The 26,550-nt window shown below is 63.2% G+C and carries 26 protein-coding genes; 17 read left to right on the forward strand and 9 right to left on the reverse strand.

Annotation, left to right across the window (positions count from 1 at the left end; genetic code table 11):
• The first annotated feature begins 19 nt into the window (after window positions 1–19).
• The 6 genes from tusD to E5221_RS18080 all read left to right on the forward strand — a co-directional run bounded on the left by tusD (window position 20) and on the right by E5221_RS18080 (window position 3,454).
• Entirely contained in the window at window positions 20–412 is a 393-nt protein-coding gene (tusD, locus tag E5221_RS18055) for a sulfurtransferase complex subunit TusD (RefSeq protein WP_061551162.1), read from the forward strand.
• A 1-nt stretch (window position 413) separates the two neighbouring features.
• Entirely contained in the window at window positions 414–773 is a 360-nt protein-coding gene (gene tusC, locus E5221_RS18060; RefSeq protein ID WP_061551161.1) for a sulfurtransferase complex subunit TusC, read from the forward strand.
• Window positions 773–1,069, forward strand: a complete 297-nt coding sequence (tusB, locus tag E5221_RS18065) for a sulfurtransferase complex subunit TusB (protein ID WP_061551160.1) — start codon at window positions 773–775, stop codon at window positions 1,067–1,069. Before tusC ends, tusB begins: the two co-directional genes overlap by 1 nt.
• On the forward strand, window positions 1,066–1,401 hold the full coding sequence (locus E5221_RS18070; protein ID WP_061551159.1) for a TusE/DsrC/DsvC family sulfur relay protein: 336 nt from the start codon (window positions 1,066–1,068) through the stop codon (window positions 1,399–1,401). Before tusB ends, E5221_RS18070 begins: the two co-directional genes overlap by 4 nt.
• Window positions 1,398–2,402, forward strand: coding sequence for a glycosyl transferase family protein (locus E5221_RS18075; protein WP_061551158.1), 1,005 nt, complete (start codon window positions 1,398–1,400; stop codon window positions 2,400–2,402). Before E5221_RS18070 ends, E5221_RS18075 begins: the two co-directional genes overlap by 4 nt.
• A gap of 92 nt (window positions 2,403–2,494) precedes the next feature.
• A complete protein-coding gene (locus E5221_RS18080; RefSeq protein ID WP_061551157.1) occupies window positions 2,495–3,454 on the forward strand; it encodes a glutathione S-transferase family protein in 960 nt (319 codons plus the stop codon).
• A gap of 117 nt (window positions 3,455–3,571) precedes the next feature.
• Here E5221_RS18080 and cysG read toward each other — a convergent pair whose 3' ends face one another.
• The 6 genes from cysG to E5221_RS18110 form a co-directional block, all read right to left on the reverse strand.
• The gene (gene cysG / locus E5221_RS18085; RefSeq protein WP_247846174.1) at window positions 3,572–4,963 is read right to left on the reverse strand and encodes a siroheme synthase CysG; all 1,392 of its coding nucleotides are present in this window, start codon (window positions 4,961–4,963) and stop codon (window positions 3,572–3,574) included.
• A complete protein-coding gene (gene serS / locus E5221_RS18090; protein WP_003258877.1) occupies window positions 4,964–6,244 on the reverse strand; it encodes a serine--tRNA ligase in 1,281 nt (426 codons plus the stop codon).
• Between the two features lie 30 nt (window positions 6,245–6,274).
• A complete protein-coding gene (crcB, locus tag E5221_RS18095) occupies window positions 6,275–6,649 on the reverse strand; it encodes a fluoride efflux transporter CrcB (protein ID WP_015270966.1) in 375 nt (124 codons plus the stop codon).
• Window positions 6,646–7,971, reverse strand: a complete 1,326-nt coding sequence (locus E5221_RS18100; protein WP_013973284.1) for a replication-associated recombination protein A — start codon at window positions 7,969–7,971, stop codon at window positions 6,646–6,648. The genes crcB and E5221_RS18100 overlap by 4 nt, the downstream gene beginning before the upstream one ends.
• Window positions 7,972–7,983: 12 nt before the next feature.
• Entirely contained in the window at window positions 7,984–8,619 is a 636-nt protein-coding gene (gene lolA, locus E5221_RS18105) for an outer membrane lipoprotein chaperone LolA (RefSeq protein ID WP_247846176.1), read from the reverse strand.
• Between the two features lie 62 nt (window positions 8,620–8,681).
• Entirely contained in the window at window positions 8,682–11,171 is a 2,490-nt protein-coding gene (locus tag E5221_RS18110; protein WP_247846178.1) for a DNA translocase FtsK, read from the reverse strand.
• 444 nt (window positions 11,172–11,615) lie between these two features.
• On the opposite strand from E5221_RS18110, the gene aat reads away from it, so the two are divergent.
• From aat to infA, 3 genes are all read left to right on the forward strand, one after another.
• A complete protein-coding gene (aat, locus tag E5221_RS18115) occupies window positions 11,616–12,296 on the forward strand; it encodes a leucyl/phenylalanyl-tRNA--protein transferase (protein WP_061551155.1) in 681 nt (226 codons plus the stop codon).
• A 55-nt stretch (window positions 12,297–12,351) separates the two neighbouring features.
• Entirely contained in the window at window positions 12,352–13,059 is a 708-nt protein-coding gene (locus E5221_RS18120; protein ID WP_061551154.1) for an arginyltransferase, read from the forward strand.
• Between the two features lie 102 nt (window positions 13,060–13,161).
• A complete protein-coding gene (infA, locus tag E5221_RS18125; protein WP_002553999.1) occupies window positions 13,162–13,380 on the forward strand; it encodes a translation initiation factor IF-1 in 219 nt (72 codons plus the stop codon).
• Window positions 13,381–13,522: 142 nt separating this feature from the next.
• Here infA and clpA read toward each other — a convergent pair whose 3' ends face one another.
• Both clpA and clpS read right to left on the reverse strand, forming a co-directional pair.
• Window positions 13,523–15,793 carry an ATP-dependent Clp protease ATP-binding subunit ClpA gene (gene clpA, locus E5221_RS18130; protein WP_013973289.1) on the reverse strand — a complete coding sequence of 757 codons (2,271 nt, stop codon included), beginning with the start codon at window positions 15,791–15,793 and terminating at the stop codon, window positions 13,523–13,525.
• 30 nt (window positions 15,794–15,823) lie between these two features.
• Window positions 15,824–16,186: an ATP-dependent Clp protease adapter ClpS gene (clpS, locus tag E5221_RS18135; RefSeq protein ID WP_013973290.1), complete on the reverse strand. Its 363-nt coding sequence runs from the start codon at window positions 16,184–16,186 to the stop codon at window positions 15,824–15,826.
• A 229-nt stretch (window positions 16,187–16,415) separates the two neighbouring features.
• Here clpS and cspD point away from each other — a divergent pair, with 229 nt between their 5' ends.
• Window positions 16,416–16,670, forward strand: coding sequence for a cold shock domain-containing protein CspD (cspD, locus tag E5221_RS18140; RefSeq protein ID WP_061551153.1), 255 nt, complete (start codon window positions 16,416–16,418; stop codon window positions 16,668–16,670).
• Window positions 16,671–16,743: 73 nt separating this feature from the next.
• Here the strand turns inward: cspD and icd are convergent, their stop codons facing one another.
• Window positions 16,744–18,000 (reverse strand): NADP-dependent isocitrate dehydrogenase, encoded by a 1,257-nt coding sequence (gene icd, locus E5221_RS18145; RefSeq protein WP_013973292.1) that lies wholly within the window; start codon window positions 17,998–18,000, stop codon window positions 16,744–16,746.
• A gap of 429 nt (window positions 18,001–18,429) precedes the next feature.
• On the opposite strand from icd, the gene E5221_RS18150 reads away from it, so the two are divergent.
• From E5221_RS18150 to E5221_RS18180, 7 genes are all read left to right on the forward strand, one after another.
• Complete coding sequence (locus E5221_RS18150) at window positions 18,430–20,655, forward strand: NADP-dependent isocitrate dehydrogenase (RefSeq protein WP_013973293.1); 2,226 nt, start codon at window positions 18,430–18,432, stop codon at window positions 20,653–20,655.
• 191 nt (window positions 20,656–20,846) lie between these two features.
• Window positions 20,847–21,287 carry an NUDIX hydrolase gene (locus tag E5221_RS18155; protein ID WP_023662388.1) on the forward strand — a complete coding sequence of 147 codons (441 nt, stop codon included), beginning with the start codon at window positions 20,847–20,849 and terminating at the stop codon, window positions 21,285–21,287.
• A gap of 60 nt (window positions 21,288–21,347) precedes the next feature.
• On the forward strand, window positions 21,348–22,472 hold the full coding sequence (mnmA, locus tag E5221_RS18160) for a tRNA 2-thiouridine(34) synthase MnmA (protein WP_247846179.1): 1,125 nt from the start codon (window positions 21,348–21,350) through the stop codon (window positions 22,470–22,472).
• Window positions 22,469–23,095: a high frequency lysogenization protein HflD gene (gene hflD / locus E5221_RS18165; protein WP_015270973.1), complete on the forward strand. Its 627-nt coding sequence runs from the start codon at window positions 22,469–22,471 to the stop codon at window positions 23,093–23,095. The genes mnmA and hflD overlap by 4 nt, the downstream gene beginning before the upstream one ends.
• 249 nt (window positions 23,096–23,344) lie before the next feature.
• Window positions 23,345–24,715 (forward strand): adenylosuccinate lyase, encoded by a 1,371-nt coding sequence (gene purB, locus E5221_RS18170; protein ID WP_013973297.1) that lies wholly within the window; start codon window positions 23,345–23,347, stop codon window positions 24,713–24,715.
• A gap of 81 nt (window positions 24,716–24,796) precedes the next feature.
• A complete protein-coding gene (locus E5221_RS18175; protein ID WP_123084457.1) occupies window positions 24,797–25,963 on the forward strand; it encodes a cupin domain-containing protein in 1,167 nt (388 codons plus the stop codon).
• The gene (locus E5221_RS18180) at window positions 25,956–26,384 is read left to right on the forward strand and encodes a GNAT family N-acetyltransferase (protein WP_003258855.1); all 429 of its coding nucleotides are present in this window, start codon (window positions 25,956–25,958) and stop codon (window positions 26,382–26,384) included. Before E5221_RS18175 ends, E5221_RS18180 begins: the two co-directional genes overlap by 8 nt.
• The last annotated feature ends 166 nt before the right edge of the window (window positions 26,385–26,550 follow it).

Genomic DNA, 26,550 nt, shown 5'->3' on the forward strand with positions numbered 1-26,550 from the left:
CCTTTTGCATGAGTTATCCATGAAATTCGCTATCGCGGTGTTCTCCCCGGCCCATGCGCCCTCCTCGCGGCGCGCCCTGCGCTACGCCGAGGCGGTACTGGCCGGCGGGCATGAGATTGCCCGGCTGTTCTTCTACCAGGACGGGGTACACAGTGCCTCGGCCAACGTGGTCGCCCCCCAGGACGAGCTGGATGTTGCCAGCCAATGGCGCGAGTTCATTGCAGCCCACCAGCTGGACGCAGTGGTGTGCATCGCCGCCGCCCTGCGCCGTGGCGTGCTCGACGAGGCCGAGGCCAACCGCTACCAGCGCCCGGCCGTGAACCTGCCCAAGCCTTGGGAGCTGTCGGGGCTTGGCCAGCTGCATGAGGCGGCGCAAGTTGCCGATCGCCTTGTCTGCTTCGGAGGCGACTGAAATGGCCAAATCCTTGTTGATCATCAGCCGCCAGGCGCCCTGGAACGGCCCATCGGCCCGTGAAGCACTGGACATCGCCCTGGCTGGCGGCGCGTTCGATCTGCCGCTGGGCATGCTGTTCCTCGATGACGGCGTGTTCCAGCTCGCCGCAGACCAGCAGCCCACCGCCGTGCAACAGAAGAACCTGGCCGCCAACTTGCAGGCGCTGCCAATGTTCGGCGTCGAGGACCTGTTCGCCTGTAGCCACAGCCTCACTCGCCGCGGCCTGGCAGCCGACACTCTGACGCTGCCGGTGCAAGTGCTGGACGACGCGGCCCTGACCGCACTGATCGCCCGTTTCGACCAGGTGGTAACGCTCTGATGACGACCCTGCATGTAATTGCCCACTCCCCGTTTGGCGACGAGCGCCTGGCCACCTGCCTGCGCCTGCTCGGCACCGACGACGCCCTGCTGCTGTGCGGCGATGCTGTATATGCCCTGCGCAGCGGCAGCGAACCGCACCGCCAGCTGCAAGCCGCCGGCCTGGCCCAGCGCCTGTTCGCCCTGGATGAAGACGTGCAGGCCCGCGCGGTCGGCAACGAGCTGGCCAAGGCCGTGGACTACGCCGGGTTCGTCGAACTGTCGCTGCATTACGACAAGGTCAACAGCTGGCTATGAATACCCTCAACGTTGGCGATCAGGCGATCGCCCTGGACAAGGACGGCTTCCTGGTCGACCTGCAAGACTGGTCGCATGCCGCCGCCGAGGCTTTGGCCGCGCGCGAGGGCATCCCTTTGACGGCGGACCACTGGGAAATCCTCGAACTGCTGCGCCAGTTCTATCAGGAATTCCAGCTGTCCCCGGCCACGCGCCCGCTGATCAAGTACACGGCCCTCAAACTGGGCCCGGAAAAGGGCAACAGCCCGCACCTCAACCGCCTGTTCAACGGCACTCCCGCCAAACTGGCCGCCAAGCTGGCGGGCCTGCCCAAGCCGACCAACTGCATATGACAGAACCTCGCCCGCTTACCCTGGAAACCCCTGCCGAACACCCGTTCGCCGAGTTCGTGCGCATTCTTGGCAAAGGCAAGCGCGGCGCGCGTGGCCTGACCCGTGAAGAAGCCCGCACGGCCATGACCCTGCTGCTGGAAGGCAAGGTCGAAGATGCCCAGCTCGGTGCCTTTCTCATGCTGCTGCGGCACAAGGAAGAAAGCGCCGAAGAACTGGCCGGCTTCACCGAGGCCCTGCGCGCCCACTTGCAGTCGCCGCGCATCGCCGTGGACCTGGACTGGCCCACCTACGCCGGCAAGAAGCGCCACCTGCCCTGGTACCTGCTGGCTGCCAAATGCCTGGCCAACAATGGCGTGCGCATCCTCATGCACGGTGGCGGTGCGCATACCGCCGGGCGCATGTACACCGAGCAGTTGCTGTCCTTGCTGGAAATTCCGTTGTGCCGTGACTGGGCTGCGGTCAGCCGGGCCCTGGACCAGCAACGCCTGGCCTTCTTCCCGCTGCAGGACTGGGCACCGCAGTTGCAGCGCATGATCGACCTGCGCAACACCCTGGGCCTGCGTTCGCCCATCCATTCGCTGGCCCGGGTGCTCAACCCACTGGCTGCGCGTTGTGGCCTGCAGAGCATCTTCCACCCCGGCTACCAGGCAGTACACCGCGAGGCCAGCCGCCTGCTGGGCGACCATGCCGTGGTAATCAAGGGTGATGGCGGCGAGATCGAGGTCAACCCCGATGTCATCAGCCATCTGTACGGCACCACCGCCGGCAAAGCCTGGGACGAGGAATGGCCTGCGCTGAGCGAACGCCGCCACGTGAAGCCGCCAAGCCTGCAGCCCGAGCAATTGCTGGCGGTCTGGCGCGGCGAGGCCGAGGACAGCTACGGTGAAATGGCCGTGGTCGCGACCATCGCCCTTGCCCTGCGCGGCCTGGGCCAAGACCGTGAGCAGGCTTTCGCCACGGCACGCGGTTACTGGGGCGCACGCAACCAATCTAATAACTAGATAGTAAGAGTGCAGTCTTTGCGCTAGTTATTCGAACGTTTTTCCCTAGACTGGGCTCCAACGACAAACAACTTTGTTCCGAGGAGCTCACCATGGGCCTTTTGATCGACGGCCGCTGGCATGACCAGTGGTATGAAAACGGCAAGGACGGCACGTTCAAACGCGAAAACGCCCAACGCCGCAATCAGCTGCCCGCTCCCGAAGCTGGCCGTTACCACCTGTACGTCTCGCTGGCCTGCCCATGGGCGCACCGCACCCTGATCTTCCGTGCCCTCAAGGGCCTGGAGCCACTGATCGACGTGTCGGTGGTCAGCTGGCTGATGCAGGACCATGGCTGGACTTTCGACCAGCAGCAAGGTTCCAGCGGCGACCACCTCGACGCGCTGCAGTACCTCCACCAGCGCTACACCCAGGATGACCCGCACTACACTGGCCGCGTGACTGTACCGGTGCTGTGGGACAAGAAAGAGAAACGCATCGTCAACAACGAGTCGTCGGAGATCATCCGCATCTTCAACAGCGCGTTCAACGAACTGACCGGCAATACACTGGACCTGTATCCAGAGCCGCTGCGCCCGACCATCGAGGCACTGAACGAGCGCATCTACCCGGCGGTGAACAACGGCGTTTATCGCGCAGGCTTTGCCACTACGCAGGAAGCCTACGAGGCTGCGTTTGACGAAGTGTTCAACGAACTGGACTACCTGGAAGACTTGCTGAGCCGCAACCGCTACCTGGCCGGGGAATACCTGACCGAGGCCGATGTGCGACTGTTCACCACCCTGGTGCGCTTCGATGCGGTGTACCACGGGCACTTCAAGTGCAACCTGCGCCGCCTGAGCGACTATCACAACCTGTCGAACTGGCTGCGTGAGCTGTACCAGTGGCCGGGGGTGGCGGGCACAGTGGACATGGAGCATATCCAGAAGCACTACTACATGAGCCACAAGACCATCAACCCGAACGGGATCGTGCCCAAGGGGCCGATGCAGGACTTCAACCTGCCGCATGATCGGGAGCAGTTGGCAGGCAAGGGGATTTGGCAGGTTTGAGGCTGTCGGGGCTGCTTTGCAGCCCGTTCGCAGCACAAGGCTGCTACTACAGGAAACGCGATTCCCTGTAGGAGCAGCCTTGTGCTGCGAACGGGCCGCAAAGCGGCCCCAACGATTTCAGCTGTTCTGCGAGCCTTCGAACCAGGCCAGCTTGTCACGCAACTGCACCACCTCCCCGACAATCACCAGGGTCGGCGCATGCACTTCATGCTGCGCCACCAGGTCCGGCAAGTCCGCCAGGGTGCCGGTGAACACCCGCTGATTACGCGTAGTCCCCTGCTGCACCAGCGCCGCAGGGGTACTGGCCGCGCGGCCATGGCGAATCAGCTCGGCACAGATGGTCGGCAACCCCACCAAGCCCATGTAGAACACCAGGGTCTGCGCCGGCGCTACCAGGTCATGCCACGGCAGATTGCTGGTGCCATCTTTCAGGTGCCCGGTCACGAAACGCACCGATTGGGCATAGTCGCGGTGAGTCAGCGGAATCCCGCCATAAGCGGAACAACCGCTGGCTGCGGTAATGCCCGGCACCACCTGGAACGGGATGCCGTGCTCGGCCAGCTCTTCGATCTCTTCGCCGCCCCGGCCGAAGATGAACGGGTCGCCGCCCTTCAGGCGCAGCACACGCTTGCCCTGCCGGGCCAGGTCGACCAGCAGGCGGTTGATCTGGTCCTGAGGCACGGCATGGTCGGCGCGACGCTTGCCCACGTAGATACGCTCGGCATCACGTCGGCACATCTCGATAATCGCCGGCGCCACCAGGCGGTCGTACAGCACCACGTCGGCCTGCTGCATCAGGCGCAAGGCGCGGAAGGTCAGCAAGTCCGGATCGCCTGGGCCAGCCCCCACCAGGTACACCTCACCGCCCTGCTGCACCGGTGCACCGTCGACCATCGCCTGCAACAGGCGCTCGGCCTCGGCGCCCTGCCCGGCCAGCTGACGCTCGGCAATCGGCCCCTGGAACACGGTTTCCCAGAAGCCTCGGCGCTGGTTGACGTCCGGGTACAAGGCCTTGACCTCGTCGCGGAAGCGTGCGGCCAGGCCGGCCAGTTCGCCGTAGGCGGACGGGATCCAGGCCTCCAGCTTGGCGCGAATCAAACGCGCCAGCACCGGAGCATCACCGCCACTGGACACCGCAACCACCAACGGCGAACGGTCGACGATCGCCGGGAAGATCACCGTGCACAGGGCCGGCGCATCCACCACGTTGACCGGCAGGCTGAGGGCCTGCGCATCCGCCGACACCTGGGCATTGAGCCCAGGGTCGTCGGTGGCCGCAATCACCAGCCGGCAACCGACCAGGTCGGCTGCCTGATAGCCGCGCACCAGCACCTCGCCGCCACCTTCCCGGGCCAGCGCGGCCAACTGGCCGTCGACATCCGGTGCAACCACGCGCAGCGCGGCGCCGGCGTCGGCCAGCAGGCGCGCTTTGCGCAAAGCGATCTCACCGCCGCCAACGACCAGCACGCGGCCGCCCTGCAGCTTGTGGAACAGCGGCAGGTAATCCATTTAGCGGATGACCTCGACGCCGCCCATGTAAGGCTTCAGCACTTCCGGCACACGGATGGAACCATCGGCCTGCTGGTAGTTTTCCAGTACGGCAACCAAGGTACGGCCTACGGCCAGGCCGGAGCCGTTGAGGGTATGCACCAGCTCTGGCTTGCCGGTTTCCGGGTTGCGCCAGCGGGCCTGCATGCGGCGCGCCTGGAAATCGCCGCAGTTGGAGCACGAGCTGATTTCACGGTACTTGTCCTGGCTTGGTACCCACACTTCCAGGTCGTAGGTCTTCACCGCGCCAAAGCCCATGTCGCCGGTGCACAGGGCCAGCACGCGGTACGGCAGCTCCAGCAGCTGCAGCACGCGCTCGGCGTTGGCAGTCAGGCCTTCCAGGGCTTCCATCGACTTGGACGGCTCGACCACCTGCACCATCTCGACCTTGTCGAACTGGTGCTGGCGGATCATGCCGCGGGTGTCACGGCCGGAAGCACCGGCTTCGCTGCGGAAGCACGGGGTGTGGGCAACCAGCTTCAGCGGCAGCTGCTTGGCATCGAGGATTTCACCGGCCACCAGGTTGGTCAGCGACACTTCGGCGGTCGGGATAAGGTAGAAGTCGGCCTCGCCTTCGCGGCTGATCTTGAACAGGTCTTCCTCGAACTTCGGCAGCTGGCCGGTACCCTGCAGGGCCGGGGCCTGGACCAGGTACGGGGTGTAGTGCTCCTCGTAACCGTGCTCGCCGGTGTGCAGGTTGATCATGAACTGCGCCAGGGCGCGGTGCAGGCGGGCAACTGGACCACGCAGCACGGCAAAACGCGCGCCAGACAGCTTGGCGGCAGCTTCGAAGTCCAGGCCACCGCTGACTTCGCCGAGGGCGACATGGTCCTTGATTTCGAAGTCGAAAGCCTTCGGCGTACCCCAACGGCGCACTTCGACGTTGTCGTCTTCGCTGGCACCAACCGGTACGCTGGCGTCCGGCAGGTTGGGGATGGTCAGCAGGATGCCATCCAGTTCGGCCTGGATGCCGTCCAGTTCGGTCTTGCCGGCAGCCAGTTCGTTGGCCATGCGCTCGACGTCAGCCATCAGCGGCGCAATATCTTCGCCCTTGGCCTTGGCCTGGCCGATGGACTTGGAACGGGCGTTACGCTCGGCCTGCAGCTGCTCGGTGCGGGTCTGCACCGCCTTGCGGCGCTCTTCCAGTGATTCGATGCGCGCGACATCCAGGCTGAAGCCACGGGAGGCCAGGCGATCCGCCACTTCCTGAAGTTGGCCGCGTAACAGTTTGGAATCGAGCATATCGTTCTCTCGTTATGTGTAGGTGTTGGTTCAGAATCGGGTCAGGGACAGGCCGGCCCAGGTCGCGAGCAGCCCGCCCACCACGCTGATACCGGTATAGCCCAAAGCCAGGGGCACTTGCCCGCTTTCCAGCAGGCGTACGGTATCCAGCGAAAAGGAGGAAAAAGTCGTCAGGCCGCCGAGGAAGCCGACGATCAGCCCGGCGCGCAGCTCGACCGGCACGATCGGCTTGTGCAAGAACAGACCATAAAGCAGGCCGATCAGCAGGCAGCCAACCAGGTTGACCGCCAGCGTACCGAGATAGAAGTGCCGTGGCCAGTGGGCAGACACCCAGTTGGTGGTGGCAAAGCGCAACAAGGTACCGGCAATACCGCCAGCGCTGACGGCGGCAATCAGTGCAATCACGGCTTTCTCCGCTGGCGGGGGCTGTTGCGGTCAAGGTCGGCAAGGTGGCGCAGCTTCTCGCCAATCTTCAGTTCCAGGCCACGGGGCACCGGCTGGTAGTACTGGCGCGGCTCGAGCTCCTCGGGGAAGTAGTCTTCGCCGGCGGCATAGGCGTCGGGTTCATCGTGGGCATAGCGGTACTCGTCGCCGTAGCCCAGTTGCTTCATCAGCTTGGTCGGGGCGTTGCGCAGGTGCAACGGCACTTCCAGCGAGCCATGCTCCGCGGCCTCGCGCAGGGCGGTCTTGAAGCCCATGTACACCGCGTTGCTCTTCGGCGCGCAGGCAAGGTAGGTGATGGCCTGGGCCACCGCCAGTTCGCCCTCGGGGCTGCCCAGGCGCTCTTGCACATCCCAAGCCGCCAGGCACAGGCTGAGCGCGCGCGGGTCGGCGTTGCCGATGTCTTCGCTGGCCATGCGCACCACGCGGCGGGCAATGTACAGCGGATCGCAGCCGCCATCGAGCATGCGCGCGAACCAGTACAGGGCGCCATCGGGATTGGAGCCACGCACTGACTTGTGCAGCGCAGAAATCTGGTCGTAGAACGCCTCGCCCCCCTTGTCGAAGCGGCGGCGGCTGTCGCCGAGCAGGCTCTGCAACATCTCGACATCGATCTCGCTGCCGTCTTCAGCCAGGTCCGAGGCGTTTTCCAGGAAGTTGAGCATGCGCCGGCCATCGCCGTCGGCGGCGGCCATCAGCATCTTGAAGGCGTCGTCGCCAACCCGCAGGTTGCGCTTGCCCAGGCCGCGCTCTTCAGTCAACGCGCGGTTGACCAGCTTGCGCAGCGCCGCCTCGTCCAGGCTCTTGAGCACATACACCCGCGCCCGCGACAGCAGTGCGTTGTTCAGCTCGAAGGACGGGTTTTCGGTGGTGGCGCCAATGAACAGCAGGGTGCCGTCTTCCACATAGGGCAGGAAGGCATCCTGCTGCGACTTGTTGAAGCGGTGCACTTCGTCGACGAACAGGATGGTTCGGCGGCCGTACTGGCCAGCCTGCTGCTTGGCCACCTCGACCGCCTGGCGAATCTCCTTCACCCCGGCCAATACCGCCGATACCGTTTCGAAGTGCGCGTCGCAGAACTGCGCCAGCAGCCGCGCGAGGGTGGTCTTGCCCACCCCCGGCGGTCCCCAGAAGATCATCGAGTGCAGCGCACCCTGCTCCAGCGCTTCGCGCAGCGGTTTGCCGCGCGCCAGCAGGTGCTCCTGGCCGACGTACTCGTCCAGGTTGGACGGGCGCAGGCGAGCGGCCAGGGGCTGGGCGACGGGTTCGCTTCGAAACAGGTCCATGGCGAGCTCTGGTTACTCCTTGATGATGTCCGCGCCTTTGGGGATGTCGAACTTGAACTTGCTGTCCGGCACCGCCTGGTTGGTTTTCACGCCATTGAACAGGATGTTGGTGCGCTGGCCGACACTGTCGATCAGTTGCATGTCGTTGATCAGGCCCTTGCGGAACGACACGCGCAGCGAGTCGAACAGGGTGTCCTTGGTCTTCGGCTTGAGGGTGAAGTCCATCACTTCGCCCTGCTCCTTCGAGCTGATGTCGAAGCTCTGGCTGATCTTCGACACGTCACCGGACAGCAGCAGCGCCGGGGTCTGGTTCAGGCGCTGGTCCAGCTTCTTGATGGTCGCCTGTTCCAGGTCCGGGTCCCACAGGGTGACGTTCTTGCCGTCGGATACCACCACCTGCTCCTGCGGCGCATCGGTGTGCCAGTAGAACAGGCCCGGGCGCTTGACGGTCATCTTGCCGGATGTTTCCTGCAGGCTGGTGCCGCCGGCGTCCAGGGTCAGCTGGGAAAAGTTGGCCTCGATGGTCTGCGACTTTTCCAGCAATTGGGTCAGGCGTTGTACGTCTTGCTCACCGGCAAAAGCCGATACGGTGGCCGACACAGAAGCCGCGGCCAGGGCAGAAACCAACAGCATGCGAATCGCGCGCATGGGAGTCCTCATCGAGCATTGAAAAGGCCGGGCGCCACCGTTGGCGCCCGGCAAGGTGTTCGTCAGTCGCGCGGGCCGCCCGGGGCTATCACTTCCCGCGAGCCGTTGCTGTTCATGGGGGTGACCACGCCGGCCATTTCCATGGCTTCGATCATGCGGGCGGCGCGGTTGTAGCCGATCTTCAGTTTGCGCTGCACAGCCGAGATGGACGCGCGGCGGCTTTCCAGCACGAACTGCACGGCCTCATCATACAGGGCGTCGCTTTCCGAATCTTCGCCATCGCCACCACCACCGCCGCCTTCGAAGCCGCTGCCGGCCTCCTCGACGCCGTTGAGGATGTCGTCGTTATAGTCCGGGGCGCCGCGCAGCTTCCACGCTTCGACCACGCGGTGCACCTCGTCGTCGGAGACGAACGCGCCGTGCACACGAATCGGCAGGCTGGTGCCCGGCGGCATGTACAGCATGTCACCGTGGCCCAGCAGCTGCTCGGCACCACCCTGGTCAATGATGGTCCGCGAGTCGATCTTGCTCGATACCTGGAACGCCATGCGGGTCGGGATGTTGGCCTTGATCAGGCCGGTAATCACGTCCACCGACGGGCGCTGGGTGGCGAGGATCAGGTGGATACCGGCGGCCCGCGCCTTCTGGGCGATACGGGCGATCAGCTCTTCGACCTTCTTGCCGACGATCATCATCATGTCGGCGAATTCGTCGACCACCACCACGATGGTCGGCAGGGTTTTCAGCGCAGGCGGCTCGTCGTCCATGCTCTCGCGGCGGTACAGCGGGTCATGGATGATCTCGCCGGCTTCCTGGGCGTCCTTGATCTTGCGGTTGAAGCCGGCCAGGTTACGCACGCCCATGGCCGCCATCAGCTTGTAGCGCCGCTCCATCTCGGCCACGCTCCAGCGCAAGGCGTTGGCGGCGTCCTTCATGTCGGTGACCACCGGGCACAGCAGGTGCGGGATGCCCTCGTAGATCGACAGTTCGAGCATTTTCGGGTCGATCATGATCAGCCGCGCGTCTTCCGGGCTGGACTTGAACAGGATCGACAGGATCATCGCGTTCACACCCACCGACTTACCGGAACCGGTAGTACCGGCCACCAGCAGGTGCGGCATCTTGGCCAGGTCGGTGATCACCGGCTTGCCGCCGATGTCGTGGCCCAGGGCCAGGGTGACCGGCGATTTCTGCTCGTCGTACTGCGGCGTGGCCAGCACTTCGGAGAAACGCACCATCTGCCGGTTCTCGTTGGGGATCTCGATACCCACGGTGGTCTTGCCGGGGATGACCTCGACCACACGCACACTGGTCACTGCCAGCGAACGCGCCAGGTCCTTGGCCAGGTTGGCGATACGGCTGACCTTCACACCGGCGGCCGGCTGGATTTCGTAACGGGTAATCACCGGGCCCGGGTGGATCGAGTCCACCGCCACTTCCACGCCGAATTCCTTGAGTTTGATTTCCAGCAGCTGGCCGACACCGGCCAGGGATTCCGGCGAGTACTCGATCTTCTTCTGTTCGGCCGGGTCGAGGATGGAGATCGACGGCAAGGTGCCTTCCACCGCGCTGTCGACGAACAGCGGCGCCTGCTTCTCCTTCATCACCCGCTTGCTCGGCTCCGGCGCCCTGGCGGGTGTCGGCGGCACGATCATCGGGGCCGCGGCAGGTGGTTCGCGAGAGATTACCGGCTCACGAGGTGCCGGCGACTCGCGTGGCACCACAGGCTCGCGCGACAGGGTTGGCTCACGTGGTTCGACCGGATGGGCAGGTGCTTCTTCACGTTTGAAAATGCGCTCGCGCAGCGCCGGCTTGGCCGGTTCGCGCTTGTCGGCGGCCATTGGCGCGGCCTTGACCACCGGTTCATCCTCGCGCAGCTGCGCCTCCAGGCGCTTGCGCTCGTTGCGCGCTTCCCACCAACGGTTGGCGGCGCCCTGCACCAGCTCGAACAGGTCGAGAGTGATCTTGCCGGTCAGGTCCATCACCTTGAACCACGACAGGTCGGTGAACACGGTCAGGCCGAACAGGAACAGGGCAATGAACATCAGCGTGCTGCCCTGCACGTTCAGCAGGTTGCGCGCCAGGTCGCCGAGGCTCTCGCCCAATGCACCACCGGCGGAGAACGGCATGCTCGCAGGCGGGTGGAAATGGATATGGGCCAGCGCCGCACCAGACAGCACCAGGAACACCAGGCCGATCAGCCGCCAGGAGAACAGCCAGCCGCTCCACTCCCAGGGCTGGTGGCGTTCGCGGAAGATCTGCCAGGTCTTTATCGCCAGCAGCAGCGGGAAGATGTAGGCGAAGTACCCCAGCACCATGAACAGGATGTCGGCGAAGTAGGCACCGGCACGCCCGGCGGCGTTCTGCACCTGGTCGACGTTGCTGGTGTGGCTGAAGCCCGGGTCCGACGTATCGTAGGTCAGCAGCGCCATCCACAGGTACAGGCACAGGGCGCCGACAGCGATCAACGCACCTTCCTTGAGGCGATAATGCAGCTGCTGCCGCCACAGAGGGACGGGCAAGGGAGCTGGAGTTGCGGTGGATTTCTTCAAAACGCGTCTATTCCTGCGCGTGCTGCGCGTCCAATAGTGATCGGCCGACGGTGCGGCCAATGAACCACTACTTTTAACATTACTGCCCGCCAGCCGCCATGGCGGCACGCCAGATGGGGTTTGGCCGGGGGCGACTTTCATATAGCTGCAATTTGAGCATGCATTTTCTTTTGTGACAAAGGCTTATGCTGTGTTTTTGCACAGGTGTGACAGCAAATGTAGCGGATGGTGCCTGCGGTTTCATGAATGTGTAGGAAATTGCCTATTTTCATCACCTGTGCCGGCCTCTTCGCGGGCTTGCCCGCTCCCACAGGCACCCCGCAGGCTTCAGAGCCTGCATATGGCCTATGGGAGCGGGCGCGCCCGCGAAGAAGCCAAAGAGATTGACCCTGCTTTTCACCCGCGCCATGCTGCCCTCTCCCCTCCCCCACCGCACGATAGACCATGCTCACCTGGCTGACTCGCGACTCGCTGACCTTCCCGCCCCTGGAAAAGGCCCTGCACGACCCCAACGGCCTGCTCGCTGCCGGCGGCGACCTGAGCCCCGAGCGCCTGGTGCAGGCCTATCGCCATGGCTGCTTCCCATGGTATCAGGACGGCCAGCCGATCCTCTGGTGGTCACCCGACCCGCGCACGGTGCTGCTCCCGGACCAGCTGCACGTGTCGCGCTCGCTGGCCAAGCTGATGCGCCAGGGCCGTTACCAGGTCAGCTTCGACACAGACTTCCCCGCGGTGATCGCCGCCTGCGCCGCGCCACGTGACTACGCCGACGGCACCTGGATCACCGACACCATGCGTGCCGCCTACTGCGAGCTGCACCGACGCGGCATCGCCCATTCGGTGGAGGTGCGCCAGGACGGCAAGCTGGTCGGTGGTCTGTATGGCTTGGCCATGGGCCAGCTGTTCTTCGGTGAATCGATGTTCAGCCGCGCCGACAACGCTTCCAAGGTCGGCTTCGTGACTTTGGTCAACCACCTGCGCCAGGCCGGTTTCGTCCTCATCGACTGCCAGATGCCAACCAACCATTTGCACAGCCTGGGAGCCCACGCCATTAGCCGCGCCGAGTTTGCCGACTACCTGGCACGCCACCTCGACCAGCCCAACAGCGCCACATGGCTTCCCTAGGCGAGTTCCCGTAGCTGGCTTACACTTAAACAAAGTCTCACCGAGGGGGTTGATCATGACAGAGTTGGCGCGGTTGAAGTTCTATGCCACTCAACCCCACTCCTGCAGCTACCTGCCCGACGAACAGGCAACTACGCTGTTCCTCGACCCCAGCCAGCCGATGGACGTGCACGTGTACGCCGATTTGTCGGAAATGGGCTTCCGCCGCAGTGGCGACCATCTGTACCGCCCGCACTGCCAGAACTGCAATGCCTGTGTGCCGGCACGCATCCCGGCGGCGCGCTTCATCCCAAACCGCCAGCAACGGCGCATCCTCAAGCGCAACGCCGACCTGACCGTGACCGCCGCACGTCCAGCGTTCAAGGAAGAGTACTTCGAACTGTACCGGCGCTATATCGAAACGCGCCATGCCGACGGTGACATGTACCCGCCCAGCCGCGATCAGTTCTCCACCTTCCTGGTGCGCGACCTGCCGTTCTGCTGGTTCTATGAGTTCCGCCTGGATGGCCGCTTGATGGCGGTGGCGGTGTGCGACCTGCTGCCCAACGGCCTGTCGGCTGTGTACACCTTCTACGAGCCGGACGAAGAACGCCGGAGCCTGGGCCGCTTTGCCATTCTCTGGCAGATCACCGAAGCCCTGCGCCAGGACCTGGAAGCGGTTTACCTGGGTTACTGGATCAAGAACTGCAAGAAAATGAACTACAAGACACAGTATCGGCCTATCGAATTGCTGATAAACCAGCGCTGGGTCACCCTCAACTGAAAGGCATTGGCTTGACACACAATTTTCGGGCATAATCCACGCCACTTTTTTGCCCGGTGCGGTTATGCGTCGGGCCAACACTGGATCCGAGGGCTCTACTGCATGTCGAAAGAAGACAGCTTCGAAATGGAAGGTACTGTCGTCGACACCCTGCCCAACACCATGTTCCGCGTGGAGTTGGAAAACGGGCACGTCGTAACCGCGCACATCTCCGGAAAGATGCGCAAGAACTACATCCGTATTCTCACTGGCGACAAGGTCCGCGTCGAACTGACGCCCTACGACCTGAGCAAGGGCCGCATCACCTACCGTGCGCGCTAAGCTCAAGCCATGAAAAAGCCCGGCCATGTGCCGGGCTTTTTTGTGCCTGTCAGATTGCAGGGGGCTGCTCCTACAAGGGGAGCGTGCATTCCCTGTAGGAGCAGCCTTGTGCTGCGAATGGGCCGCAACGCGGCCCCCGCTGTCACGCAACCTCAGCCGTGGTCTCGAAGTCGAACACCAGTTCGCCATCGCGCAGGTCGACGTGCACCACGCCACCATGCTCGGCCAGTTCGCCAAACAGGATCTCCTCGGCCAGCGGCCGCTTGATCTTGTCCTGGATCAGCCGCGCCATCGGCCGCGCACCCATCTGCACGTCGTAGCCCGAGGCCGCCAGCCAACCGCGCGCATCATCGCTGACCTCCAGCAGAACACGCTTGTCTTCCAGCTGCGCCTGCAGTTCGATAAGGAACTTGTCGACGATGCTCTTGATCGTCTCGTGGCTCAGGCGGCCGAACTGGATGATGGTGTCCAGGCGGTTGCGGAACTCCGGCGTGAAGCTCTTGCGGATGACTTCCATGGCATCGGACGCATGGTCCTGATGGGTAAAGCCGATCGAGGCCCGCGCGGCGGTTTCAGCGCCAGCGTTGGTGGTCATGATCAGGATCACGTTGCGGAAGTCGGCCTTGCGCCCGTTGTTGTCGGTCAGGGTGCCGTGGTCCATCACCTGCAGCAGCAGGTTGAAGACTTCCGGGTGGGCCTTCTCGATTTCGTCGAGCAGCAATACGCAGTGCGGTTGCTTGGTGATCGCCTCGGTCAGCAAACCACCCTGATCGAAGCCAACATAGCCAGGAGGCGCACCGATCAGGCGCGACACGGTGTGGCGCTCCATGTACTCGGACATGTCGAAGCGCACCAGCTCGACACCCAGCGCCTTGGCCAGCTGCCGTGCTGCTTCGGTCTTGCCGACGCCGGTCGGGCCGGCGAACAGGAACGAACCGACAGGCTTGTCCGGCGACTTGAGGCCGGCGCGGGACAGCTTGATAGCGGTGGCCAGCGAATCGATCGCCTGGTCCTGACCAAATACGGTCAACTTCAGGTCACGCTCGAGGTTGCGCAGCAGTTCCTTGTCGGAACTGGTGACGTGCTTCGGCGGAATGCGCGCAATCTTGGCGACGATGTCTTCGACCTGCGGAACGTCGATGCGCTTGACGCGGTTGGCCTCCGGCTGCAGGCGCTGGTAGGCACCGGCTTCGTCGATCACGTCGATGGCCTTGTCCGGCATGTGCCGGTCATTGATGTAGCGCGAGGCCAGTTCAGCGGCGGCGCGCAAGGCTTCGTCGCTGTACTCGATGTTGTGGTGGCTTTCGAAGCGCCCTTTCAGGCCACGCAGGATGCCCACGGTGTCTTCGACCGACGGCTCGCTGACATCAACCTTCTGGAAGCGCCGTGCCAGGGCACGGTCCTTCTCGAAAATGCCGCGGAATTCCTGGAAGGTGGTCGAACCGATGCAACGGATCTCACCGGACGACAGCAGTGGCTTGAGCAGGTTGGACGCATCCATCACCCCGCCCGACGCCGCGCCGGCACCAATGATGGTGTGGATTTCATCGATGAACAGGATCGCCTGCGGGCGTTTGCGCAGCTCGCCGAGCAGCGCCTTGAAACGCTTCTCGAAATCGCCACGGTATTTGGTACCAGCCAGCAGTGCGCCGAGGTCGAGGGAATACACCACGCTCTGCGCCAGCAGGTCGGGCACCTGGCCATCGACGATGCGCTTGGCCAGGCCTTCGGCGATGGCGGTCTTGCCCACGCCTGCCTCACCCACCAGCAGCGGGTTGTTCTTGCGCCGACGGGCAAGGATTTGCGCCACGCGCTCCACTTCCTGCTCGCGGCCTACCAGCGGGTCGATACGGCCGGCACGGGCCAGCTCGTTCAGGTTGCTGGCATAGGCATCCAGCGGGTTGCTCGAAGAGGCGGTATCGCCGCCCTCTTCGTCCTGCATTTCCTGGTCGCTTTCGGAATGCGAACCATGGCCCGGCACCTTGGAGATGCCATGGGCGATGTAGTTGACCACGTCGATGCGGGCCACGCTCTGCTGCTTGAGCAGGAACACGGCCTGGCTTTCCTGTTCGCTGAAGATCGCAACCAGCACGTTGGCGCCAGTGACTTCACGCTTGCCGGAGCTTTGCACGTGGAACACTGCACGCTGCAGCACACGCTGGAAGCCCAGGGTCGGCTGGGTTTCACGATCTTCGTCGTTGACCGGAATCAGGGGTGTGGTGGAATCGATGAACTCTTGCAGGTCGTGCTTGAGTTTGTCGAGATTGGCGCCACAGGCGCGCAGAACGGTCGCGGCAGCCTCATTGTCAAGGAGTGCCAGCAGCAGATGTTCGACGGTCATGAACTCATGACGCTTCGAACGAGCCTCCTTGAAGGCAAGATTGAGGGTGACTTCGAGCTCGCGGTTTAACATAGCTTCACCTCATACCCAAGTGGTCGGCGATTAACCGTCCTTCTCGATTTCACAGAGTAGCGGATGCTGGCTTTCCCTGGCGTATTGGTTGACCTGCATAGCCTTTGTTTCGGCGATGTCACGGGTAAACAATCCGCACACTGCCCGCCCTTCGGTATGGACGGTCAGCATGATCTTGGTCGCCAGCTCGCGGTTCAGATTGAAGAACGTCTCGAGCACTTCGACGACGAAATCCATCGGCGTGTAGTCATCGTTGAACAAAACCACCTTGTACATAGGTGGCGCCTGCAGGATCGGCTTGGCTTCCTGAACCGCAAGACCTGAGCCGTCGTCCTCATTCGATTGCGGGCGATCCTGATTGAATGTTAGTCGAATCTCACTAGGTGCATGCATGGAAAGAATTTCATCATGAGCGACAGGTTAAGGTTGTGGGTTGACTGCGAAGGGCACGGCCAGCGCAGGCGCCGGGCGACCTTGACTATCGGCAAAACGGTGTTACAACCAATAAGAACCCACCGTGGTCGATAAAGATCCGCGCAGTCAACCAGATTTTTCGCATGGTTCGTATGCGGATGAGTGGATGATACTCCAGTGATGGAGTCCTTTGCAGAGGGACATAGGGATGGCAAGCGGTAAAGTCAAGTGGTTCAACAATGCCAAGGGCTACGGATTCATCAATGAAGAGGGCAAGGATGAAGACTTGTTCGCTCATTACTCAGCCATCCAGATGGACGGATACAAGACGCTCAAGGCCGGCCAGGCCGTGAGTTTCGACATCGTCCAGGGCCCCAAAGGCTTGCACGCGGTGAATATCAGCAGCGCCACTGCCGCCACGGTCGCCAGGGCTCCGCAAACCAGCAGCACTGCCGACGCCTGAACTGCCGCGCCGCCTGCCGGTACACTTAAAAACCGGCCGCCTCCTGACTGGAAGCGGCCGGTTTTCCGTTGCCTTACATATGCTTGATCATTTCATCGCCAAAGCCTGAACTGCTCACCAGTGTGGCGCCGTCCATCAGGCGCTCGAAGTCATAGGTCACTGTCTTGGCGGCAATCGCGCCGTTGGTACCCTTGATGATCAGGTCTGCCGCCTCGGTCCAGCCCATGTGCCGCAGCATCATCTCCGCCGACAGGATCACCGAACCCGGGTTGACCTTGTCCTGCCCGGCATACTTGGGCGCGGTGCCGTGGGTGGCCTCGAACATGGCCACGGTGTCGGACAGGTTGGCACCCGGCGCAATGCCGATACCACCCACTTCCGCCGCCAGGGCATCGGACAGGTAGTCACCGTTGAGGTTGAGGGTGGCGATCACGTCGTACTCGGCCGGGCGCAGCAGGATCTGCTGCAGCATGGCATCGGCGATGGCGTCCTTGACGATGACCTCGCGCCCACTCTTGGGGTTCTTGAACTTCATCCACGGGCCACCATCGAGCAACTCGGCCCCGAACTCGTCGCGCGCCACTTCATAGCCCCAGTCCTTGAAGGCACCCTCGGTGAACTTCATGATGTTGCCCTTGTGCACCAGGGTCAGCGACTCGCGGTCGTTATCCACCACGTACTGCAGGGCCTTGCGCACCAAGCGCTTGGTGCCCTCGCGAGACACCGGCTTGACGCCAATGCCGCAGTCCTGGTCGAAGCGGATCTTGGTAACGCCCATTTCCTCCTTGAGGAACTTGATCACCTTGTTCGCCTCTGGCGAGCCGGCCTTCCACTCGATGCCGGCATAGATGTCCTCGGAGTTCTCACGGAAGATCACCATGTCCACATCGCCTGGCTTCTTCACCGGGCTGGGCACGCCCTGGAACCACAGCACCGGACGCAGGCACACGTACAAGTCCAACTGCTGGCGCAAGGCCACGTTGAGCGACCGGATGCCACCGCCCACCGGGGTGGTCAGCGGCCCTTTGATCGACACCACGTAATCACGTACGGCATCGAGGGTTTCCTGGGGGAGCCAGGTGTCCTGGTCGTACACCTGGGTGGCTTTCTCGCCAGCGTACACCTCCATCCAGGCGATCTTGCGTTTGCCGCCGTAGGCCTTCTGCACGGCGGCGTCGACCACCTTGATCATTACCGGCGAGACATCGACGCCAATCCCGTCGCCCTCGATATAGGGAATGATCGGGTTGTCAGGAACGTTGAGCGAATGGTCGGCATTGACGGTGATCTTGGTGCCGTCGGTCGGAACCTTGATTTTCTGGTATCCCATGCTTGCACTACTCCGCTGTCGGGTGTGATTGGACATCATTGCGATCCACTGAGCCTAAACCACATCTGCCGACCTGCAAGGCATGCGACAACCCGCCACATTGCCGCTTAGTCTTTGGTCTTATAAATGGGCCGATATCACTTGGCCTTGCTGATTAGCCCGAATGGTTTGGTATACTCCGCCGCGACCGAAGGGTCATCGGGGCGATCCCTTGGAAAAATGCGGACCGCCCTTGGCCATGAATGGACACAAAGCCTGGCCATAAAAGCCTGGGTTGTTACCGCAGCTCAGCACTTGACGCTCGACTGATGCATCCACCATCACCGCTCGCAGCCTCTCGACTTTCCGCTCATGGCGCTGCCAGGGCGATGCGCCTACCCTGCGCACCACGAGACTCGAGCACGCTCAGCACACAGAGAGTTAACCCGCATGCCCACCCGTTCCAAGATCATCTATACCTTCACCGACGAAGCCCCCGCCCTCGCCACTTACTCGCTGCTGCCAATCATCGAAGCCTTCACCGCTTCGGCTGACATCGCCGTCGAAACCCGCGACATCTCCCTGGCTGGCCGCATCCTCGCCGCCTTCCCGGAGCAACTGGGCGCAGAGAAGCAAGTAGGCGATCACCTGGCGGAACTGGGCCAGCTGGCTACCACCCCTGAAGCCAACATCATCAAGCTGCCGAACATCAGCGCCTCGGTACCGCAGCTGAAAGCCGCGATCAAGGAACTGCAAGGCAAGGGCTTCAATATCCCTGACTACGCCGACGAGCCGGCCACCGCGGAAGAGAAAGAATCCCGCGCCCGCTACGACCGCATCAAAGGTTCCGCCGTGAACCCGGTCCTGCGCGAAGGCAACTCCGACCGCCGCGCGCCGCTGTCGGTCAAGAACTACGCCCGCAAGCACCCACACAAGATGGGCGCCTGGGCTGCCGACTCCAAGTCGCACGTTGCCCACATGACCCAGGGCGACTTCTACGGCAGCGAGAAAGCCGCACTGATCGAAGCTGACGACAGCCTGCGCATCGAGCTGGTCGGCAAAGACGGCAACACCACCGTACTGAAAGAAAAGACTGCGGTAAAAGCTGCCGAAGTCATCGACTGCGCCACCATGAGCCGCAAGGCCCTGAAAGCCTTCATCGCCGAGCAGATCGCCGATGCCAAGGCTTCCGGCGTGCTGCTGTCGGTACACCTGAAAGCCACCATGATGAAGGTCTCCGACCCGATCATGTTCGGCGTCATCGTCGAAGAGTTCTACAACGACGTGCTGGCCAAGCACGCCGCCGCCCTGGCTGAAGTAGGCTTCAACGCCAACAACGGCATCGGCGACCTGTACGCCCGCATCAAGGACCTGCCAGCCGAGAAGCAGGCCGAGATCGAAGCCGACATCCAGGCCCTGTACGCCCAGCGTCCGGCCCTGGCCATGGTCAACTCCGACAAAGGCATCACCAACCTGCACGTGCCGAGCGACGTCATCGTCGACGCCTCGATGCCAGCCATGATCCGTGACTCGGGCAAGATGTGGAACGCCGCCGGCGAACTGCAGGATGCCAAGGCGATCATCCCGGACCGCTGCTACGCCGGCATCTACCAGGCCACCATCGAAGACTGCAAGGCCAACGGCGCCTTCGACCCGACCACCATGGGCAGCGTACCGAACGTCGGCCTGATGGCACAGAAGGCCGAAGAATACGGCTCCCACGACAAGACCTTCCAGATCAAGGCCGACGGCGTCGTGCGCGTGGTCGACAGCAAAGGCCAGGTCGTTCTCGAGCAGAACGTCGAAGCCGGCGACATCTTCCGCATGTGCCAGGTCAAGGACGCGCCGATCCAGGACTGGGTCAAGCTGGCCGTCAACCGTGCCCGCCTGAGCAACACCCCTGCAGTGTTCTGGCTGGACCCGGCCCGCGCCCACGACGGCGTGATGATCGAGAAGGTGCAGAAGTACCTGAAGGATCACGACACCACCGGCCTGGACATCCGCATCCTGGCACCGGTCGACGCCATCAAGTTCTCCCTGGCCCGCATCCGCGAAGGCAAGGACACCATCTCGGTGACCGGCAACGTGCTGCGTGACTACCTGACCGACCTGTTCCCGATCATGGAACTGGGCACCAGCGCCAAGATGCTGTCGATCGTGCCACTGATGAACGGCGGTGGCCTGTTCGAAACCGGCGCCGGCGGTTCGGCACCGAAGCACGTGCAGCAGCTGGTGGAAGAGAACTTCCTGCGTTGGGACTCGCTGGGTGAATTCCTGGCCCTGGCCGCTTCCCTGGAGCACCTGGGCAACACCTACGACAACCCGCGCGCCAAAGTGCTGGCCAATACCCTGGACCAGGCCACCGGCAAGTTCCTCGACACCAACAAGTCGCCTTCGCGCAAAGTTGGCGGTATCGACAACCGCGGCAGCCACTTCTACCTGACCCTGTACTGGGCCCAGGCCCTGGCTGCGCAGAACGACGACGCTGCCCTGCAGGCACGCTTCGCACCACTGGCCAAGACCCTGACCGAGAACGAGGAGACCATCGTCGCCGAGCTCAACGCCGTCCAGGGCAAGCCGGCCGACATCGGTGGCTACTACGCTCCGGATGCCGAGCTGACTGCCAAGGTGATGCGCCCAAGCCAGACCCTGAACAGCGCTATTGCCGCCCTGTAAGGTTCGCTTGAAGTAACAGCACAAACCCCGGCCACGCACCGGGGTTTGTGCTTTCTGGAAAAACGATTTCTGGCCGCCAGCGCGGACTCTGTAGGAGCGGGTTTACCCGCGAATGCGATGGCGAATCCACTGACGCACTCGCGGGTAAACCCGCTCCCACAAGGGCTGTGCAGGCCTCTAAGGAGCTGTTCATGACCTGGCAACCCCACATCACTGTCGCCACCATCGTCGAACACGAAGGCAAGTTCCTTTTCGTCGAAGAGTTCAAAGCCAACCAGCACGTCTTCAACCAGCCCGCCGGCCACCTCGAACCCAACGAGACCCTGCCCCAGGCCGCCCTGCGCGAAACCCTCGAAGAAACCGCCTGGGAAGTCGAGCTCACCGGCGTGGTCGGCATCTACCTGTACACCGCCCCAAGCAACGGCGTGACCTACCAGCGCGTCTGCTTCGCCGCCCGCCCCGTGCGCCATCACGCCGACCTGGCACTGGACAGCGACATCGTCCGCGCCGTGTGGCTGACCCGCGACGAACTGCTGGCCGACCCCGCCCGCTGGCGCAGCGAACTGGTGCCACGCTGTCTCGACGATTACCTCAAAGGCCCCTTGCACAGCCTCGACCTGCTGCGCGACTGACGCGCCGCCGCAGGTTTGATAGAATTGGCGTTTTTCCCCCTTTGATACACACCGGTACCCATGACCAGCCCAGCACTCAAAGACCCCGCCAAGACCCGCGTCATCGTCGGCATGTCCGGCGGCGTGGACTCTTCCGTCTCCGCCCTTCTGCTCATGGAGCAGGGCTACCAGGTGGAAGGGCTGTTCATGAAGAACTGGGAAGAAGACGACGGCACCGAATACTGCACCGCCCGTGAAGACCTGGCCGACGCCCAGGCCGTGTGCGACCGCATCGGCATCAAGCTGCACACCGCCAACTTCGCCGCCGAATACTGGGACAACGTGTTCGAGCACTTCCTCGAAGAGTACAAGGCCGGCCGCACGCCCAACCCGGACATCCTCTGCAACCGCGAAATCAAGTTCAAGGCGTTCCTCGACTACGCCCTGTCGCTGGGTGCCGACCTGATCGCCACCGGCCACTACGTGCGCCGCCGCGACACCGGTGAACTCACCGAGCTGCTCAAGGGCCTGGACCCGAACAAGGACCAGAGCTACTTCCTGCACGCCGTCGGCGGCAAGGAAATCGCACGTACCCTGTTCCCGGTTGGCGAGCTGGAAAAGCCCGAAGTACGCGCCATTGCCGAAAAGCACGGCCTGGCCACCGCCAAGAAAAAGGATTCCACCGGCATCTGCTTCATCGGCGAGCGCCGCTTCAGCGACTTCCTCAAGCAATACCTGCCGGCCCAGCCGGGCAACATCGAGACCACCGACGGTGAAGTGATCGGCCGCCACCACGGCCTGATGTACCACACCATCGGCCAACGCCAGGGCCTGGGCATTGGCGGCCTGAAGGACGCCGGTGACGAGCCGTGGTACGTGCTGCACAAGGACCTGGCCCGCAACGTGCTGGTGGTCGGCCAGGGTAATGAACACCCGTGGTTGTTCTCCCGTGCCCTGCTCGCTTCGGAAATTTTCTGGGTCAACCCGGTCGACCTCAGCAACCCGCGCCAGCTCACCGCCAAGGTGCGTTACCGCCAAAGCGACCAGCAGTGCACCCTGGAGCTGACCGAAAGCGGCTACCGCGCAGTGTTCGACGAACCGCAACGCGCCGTCACCCCGGGCCAGTCGGTGGTGTTCTACGACGGCGAAGTGTGCCTGGGCGGCGGCGTGATCGAAGCTGCCGAGCCGTGGAGCCCGCGCGCATGAGCAACCTGCAGGAGCAGCTGATTGCGTTGGGCGGTGTGTTCCAGGCCGCCGTACTGGTCGACCGCATCGCCCGCACCGGCCAGGCCAGCGAGGCCAACATCGGCTGCATGCTGGGCAGCCTGCTGGTACGTGACCCCAAGGACACCCTGGAGGTGTTCGGCGGTGACGACCTGAACCTGCGCGACGGCTATCGCGCGCTGGTCGGTGCGCTGGAGCGCGACCCCAGCAGCCTGCAGCGCGAGCCACTGCGCTACGCCCTGTCGATGCTGGGCCTTGAACGCCAGTTGAACAAGCGCGGCGACCTGCTCGACACCATCGGCAACCGCCTGCCGCAAATCCAGTCCCAGGCCGAGCATTTTGGCCTGGTTCATGAAAACGTCATCGCTTCCAGCGGAGCCTTGTACCAGGACACCCTGAGCACCTTGCGCCAGCGCATCCAGGTGCATGGCGACATGCGCTTCCTGCAGCAGGCCAGCAATGCCTCGAAAATCCGCGCCCTGTTGCTGGCCGGCATCCGCGCCGCACGCCTGTGGCGCCAGCTGGGCGGGCACCGCTGGCAGCTGGTATTCAGCCGGCGCAAGCTGTTGAACGAACTGTACGACATGATGCGTTCGCCCTCCTGAAAAAGCGACGCCGAACCCAATGTAGGAGCAGCCTTGTGCTGCGAATGGGCAGCGCAGCGGCCCCAGGATTTGGGCTCTTGCACAGATTGCCAGGGCTGCTGCGCAGCCCATTCGCAGCACAAGGCTGCTCCTACACAGAGCCTGTGACATATTTTTATAGGCCCGACCTTTGGTCAGCCACCCGACCTGAGCGCATTTTTCATGTATGATATGCGCCCTTCCAAAAGCCTGACTGTCCGAGAACACCCCATGCAGCTCTCTTCGCTCACTGCGGTTTCCCCTGTAGACGGCCGTTATGCCGGCAAAACCCAGGCCTTGCGCCCCATTTTCAGCGAATTCGGCCTGATCCGTTTCCGCGCCCTGGTCGAAGTGCGCTGGCTGCAGCGCCTGGCCGCCCACCCGCAGATCGGCGAAGTGCCGGCGTTCTCCGCCGAAGCCAACGCCCTGCTGGACAGCCTGGCCACCGACTTCAAGCTCGAGCACGCCGAACGCGTCAAGGAAATCGAGCGCACCACCAACCACGACGTCAAGGCGATCGAATACCTCCTCAAGGAGCAGGCCGCCAAGCTGCCTGAGCTGGCCAAGGTCAGCGAGTTCATCCACTTCGCCTGCACCAGCGAGGACATCAACAACCTGTCCCACGCCCTGATGCTGCGCGCTGGCCGTGACGAAGTGCTGCTGCCGCTGATGCGCCAGATCGCCGACGCCATCCGCGCCCTGGCCCACGCCCACGCCGACGTGCCGATGCTGTCGCGCACCCACGGCCAGCCGGCTTCGCCGACCACCCTGGGCAAGGAACTGGCCAACGTCGTGTACCGCCTGGAGCGCCAGATCGCCCAGGTTGCCGCCGTACCGCTGCTGGGCAAGATCAACGGTGCCGTGGGCAACTACAACGCCCACCTGTCGGCCTACTCGCAGATCGACTGGGAGCAGAACGCCCGCGCCTTCATCGAAGACGAGCTGGGCCTGCAGTTCAACCCGTACACCACCCAGATCGAGCCGCACGACTACATCGCCGAGCTGTTTGACGCCATCGCCCGCTTCAACACCATCCTGATCGACTTCGACCGCGATGTGTGGGGCTACATCTCGCTGGGCTACTTCAAGCAGAAGACCGTTGCCGGTGAAATCGGCTCGTCGACCATGCCGCACAAGGTCAACCCGATCGACTTCGAAAACTCCGAAGGCAACCTGGGTATCGCCAACGCGCTGTTCCAGCACCTGGCCAGCAAGCTGCCGATCTCGCGCTGGCAGCGTGACCTGACCGACTCTACGGTGCTGCGCAACCTGGGCGTGGGCTTTGCCCACAGCGTCATCGCCTACGAAGCCAGCCTGAAAGGCATCGGCAAGCTGGAAGTCAACGAAGCCCGCATTGCCGCCGACCTGGACGCCTGCTGGGAAGTGCTGGCCGAGCCGATCCAGACCGTGATGCGCCGCTTCAACATCGAGAACCCCTACGAGAAGCTCAAGGAGCTGACCCGTGGCAAGGGCATCACCCCGGAAGCGCTGCTGACCTTCATCGACGGCCTGGACATGCCAGCCGAAGCCAAGGCCGAGCTCAAGCAGCTGACCCCTGCTACCTACATCGGCAACGCGGCAGCACAGGCCAAACGCATCTAAGCTGACCGTCGCGTTCAACGCCCGGCCTGGCCGGGCGTTTTTATTCCCGGACGAAAATTACATTTTTTCAATAGGTTGAACATGAATCCTGATACTCCACTGCAGCTGCTCGGCGGCATCTCGGCCCGCGAATTCATGCGCGACTACTGGCAGAAGAAGCCACTGCTGGTGCGCCAGGCATTCCCGGACTTCATCAGCCCGATCGACCCCGACGAGCTGGCCGGCCTGGCCCTGGAAGAGGAAGTAGAGTCGCGTATCGTGCTCGAGCATGGCGCGCACCCGTGGGAGCTGCGCCGCGGCCCGTTCACCGAAGACACCTTCGCCGAGCTGCCGGAAAAGGACTGGACCCTGCTGGTGCAGGCCGTGGACCAGTTCGTCCCGGAAGTAGCCGAACTGCTGGAAAACTTCCGCTTCCTGCCCAGCTGGCGCATCGATGACGTGATGATCAGCTTCGCTGCCCCTGGTGGCAGTGTCGGCCCGCACTTTGACAACTACGACGTGTTCCTGCTGCAGGGCCACGGCCAGCGCAACTGGAAAATCGGCCAGATGTGCAGCAGCGACAGCTCGCTGCTGGAGCACGCCGACCTGCGCATCCTCGCCGATTTCGAGCAGAGCGATGAGTGGACCCTGGAGCCGGGCGACATGCTCTACCTGCCACCACGCCTGGCCCACTACGGCGTGGCCGTGGATGACTGCCTGACCTACTCGGTAGGCTTCCGCGCGCCAAGCGCCGCCGAAGTGCTGACCCACTTCACCGATTTCCTCGGCCAGTTCCTGCCCGATGAAGAACGCTACAGCGACGCCGACGCCCAGCCGGTCAGTGACCCGCACCAGATCCAGCACGATGCCCTCGACCGCCTCAAGGCGCTGCTCGACAAGCACATGGGCGACAAGGACCTGCTGCTGACCTGGTTCGGCCAGTTCATGACCGAGCCGCGCTACCCCGAGCAGATCGTCGGTGAAGAGCTGTCCGAGGAAGAGCTGATCGATGCCCTGGAACAAGGCGCCATCCTGATCCGCAACCCGAGCGCGCGCCTGGCCTGGTCGGAGTTCGAACAAGACCTGCTGCTGTTCGCCAGCGGCCGCAGCTGCCCACTGCCGGGCAAACTGCGCGAGCTGCTGAAGCTGGTTTGCGCGGCCGACGCCCTGCACATCGACAACCTGGGCGAATGGCTGCAGGATGAAGATGGCCTTATGCTGGTACAGCAGCTGGTCAAACAAGGAAGCCTGGGATTCGCCAATGAATAAGATTCGTGTGCGCCTCGCCGACTGGCACAAGGACAACGCCGACATCCGCCGCATCCGCGAAGCGGTGTTCATTGCCGAACAGCACGTTCCACCAGAACTGGAGTGGGATTCGGATGACCCGACCGCCGCGCACTTCCTGGCCCTGGAAGGCGACTACCCGATCGGCACAGCGCGCCTGCTGCCTGACGGCACCATCGGCCGGGTCTCGGTGCTGAAGGACTGGCGCGGGCTGAAGGTGGGTGACGCGCTGATGAACGCGGTGATTGTCGAAGCACAGAACCGCGACCTGAAGCAGCAGATGCTCAGTGCCCAGGTGCACGCCACGCCGTTCTACGAGCGGCTGGGCTTTCGCGTAGTCAGCGAAGAGTTCCTCGAAGCCGGCATCCCGCACGTGGACATGGTGCGCGACTCGCGCGCCTGATCCACGACCTTCGCAGAGGCCCCCCACAAATTCTGAAGATTGTGGGGAGCCTGTGGGAGCGGGTTCACCCGCGAAGAGGCCGGCACAGCCAAGACATCCCCTCTGACAAAAAACCTGTACATCCATCCAGATAAAACTTGCCTCCGCGCCTTCGCTTGCGCATCCT

The sequence above is a fragment of the Pseudomonas sp. A2 genome (assembly GCF_023100865.1).
Taxonomy (GTDB): domain Bacteria; phylum Pseudomonadota; class Gammaproteobacteria; order Pseudomonadales; family Pseudomonadaceae; genus Aquipseudomonas; species Aquipseudomonas asiatica.

Excerpts from the sequence above, each read along its gene's own strand:
- E5221_RS18180 (WP_003258855.1), top strand. The coding sequence starts at position 25,956 with ATGAATAAGATTCGTGTGCGCCTCGCCGACTGGCACAAGGACAACGCC.
- clpA (WP_013973289.1), bottom strand. The coding sequence starts at position 15,793 with ATGTTAAACCGCGAGCTCGAAGTCACCCTCAATCTTGCCTTCAAGGAG.
- tusD (WP_061551162.1), top strand. The coding sequence starts at position 20 with ATGAAATTCGCTATCGCGGTGTTCTCCCCGGCCCATGCGCCCTCCTCG.
- lolA (WP_247846176.1), bottom strand. The coding sequence starts at position 8,619 with ATGCGCGCGATTCGCATGCTGTTGGTTTCTGCCCTGGCCGCGGCTTCT.
- E5221_RS18175 (WP_123084457.1), top strand. The coding sequence starts at position 24,797 with ATGAATCCTGATACTCCACTGCAGCTGCTCGGCGGCATCTCGGCCCGC.
- hflD (WP_015270973.1), top strand. The coding sequence starts at position 22,469 with ATGAGCAACCTGCAGGAGCAGCTGATTGCGTTGGGCGGTGTGTTCCAG.
- cspD (WP_061551153.1), top strand. The coding sequence starts at position 16,416 with ATGGCAAGCGGTAAAGTCAAGTGGTTCAACAATGCCAAGGGCTACGGA.
- purB (WP_013973297.1), top strand. The coding sequence starts at position 23,345 with ATGCAGCTCTCTTCGCTCACTGCGGTTTCCCCTGTAGACGGCCGTTAT.
- cysG (WP_247846174.1), bottom strand. The coding sequence starts at position 4,963 with ATGGATTACCTGCCGCTGTTCCACAAGCTGCAGGGCGGCCGCGTGCTG.
- tusC (WP_061551161.1), top strand. The coding sequence starts at position 414 with ATGGCCAAATCCTTGTTGATCATCAGCCGCCAGGCGCCCTGGAACGGC.
- E5221_RS18150 (WP_013973293.1), top strand. The coding sequence starts at position 18,430 with ATGCCCACCCGTTCCAAGATCATCTATACCTTCACCGACGAAGCCCCC.
- serS (WP_003258877.1), bottom strand. The coding sequence starts at position 6,244 with ATGCTCGATTCCAAACTGTTACGCGGCCAACTTCAGGAAGTGGCGGAT.
- clpS (WP_013973290.1), bottom strand. The coding sequence starts at position 16,186 with ATGCATGCACCTAGTGAGATTCGACTAACATTCAATCAGGATCGCCCG.
- E5221_RS18100 (WP_013973284.1), bottom strand. The coding sequence starts at position 7,971 with ATGGACCTGTTTCGAAGCGAACCCGTCGCCCAGCCCCTGGCCGCTCGC.
- E5221_RS18120 (WP_061551154.1), top strand. The coding sequence starts at position 12,352 with ATGACAGAGTTGGCGCGGTTGAAGTTCTATGCCACTCAACCCCACTCC.
- mnmA (WP_247846179.1), top strand. The coding sequence starts at position 21,348 with ATGACCAGCCCAGCACTCAAAGACCCCGCCAAGACCCGCGTCATCGTC.
- aat (WP_061551155.1), top strand. The coding sequence starts at position 11,616 with ATGCTCACCTGGCTGACTCGCGACTCGCTGACCTTCCCGCCCCTGGAA.
- E5221_RS18070 (WP_061551159.1), top strand. The coding sequence starts at position 1,066 with ATGAATACCCTCAACGTTGGCGATCAGGCGATCGCCCTGGACAAGGAC.
- icd (WP_013973292.1), bottom strand. The coding sequence starts at position 18,000 with ATGGGATACCAGAAAATCAAGGTTCCGACCGACGGCACCAAGATCACC.
- tusB (WP_061551160.1), top strand. The coding sequence starts at position 773 with ATGACGACCCTGCATGTAATTGCCCACTCCCCGTTTGGCGACGAGCGC.
- E5221_RS18075 (WP_061551158.1), top strand. The coding sequence starts at position 1,398 with ATGACAGAACCTCGCCCGCTTACCCTGGAAACCCCTGCCGAACACCCG.
- E5221_RS18080 (WP_061551157.1), top strand. The coding sequence starts at position 2,495 with ATGGGCCTTTTGATCGACGGCCGCTGGCATGACCAGTGGTATGAAAAC.
- E5221_RS18155 (WP_023662388.1), top strand. The coding sequence starts at position 20,847 with ATGACCTGGCAACCCCACATCACTGTCGCCACCATCGTCGAACACGAA.
- infA (WP_002553999.1), top strand. The coding sequence starts at position 13,162 with ATGTCGAAAGAAGACAGCTTCGAAATGGAAGGTACTGTCGTCGACACC.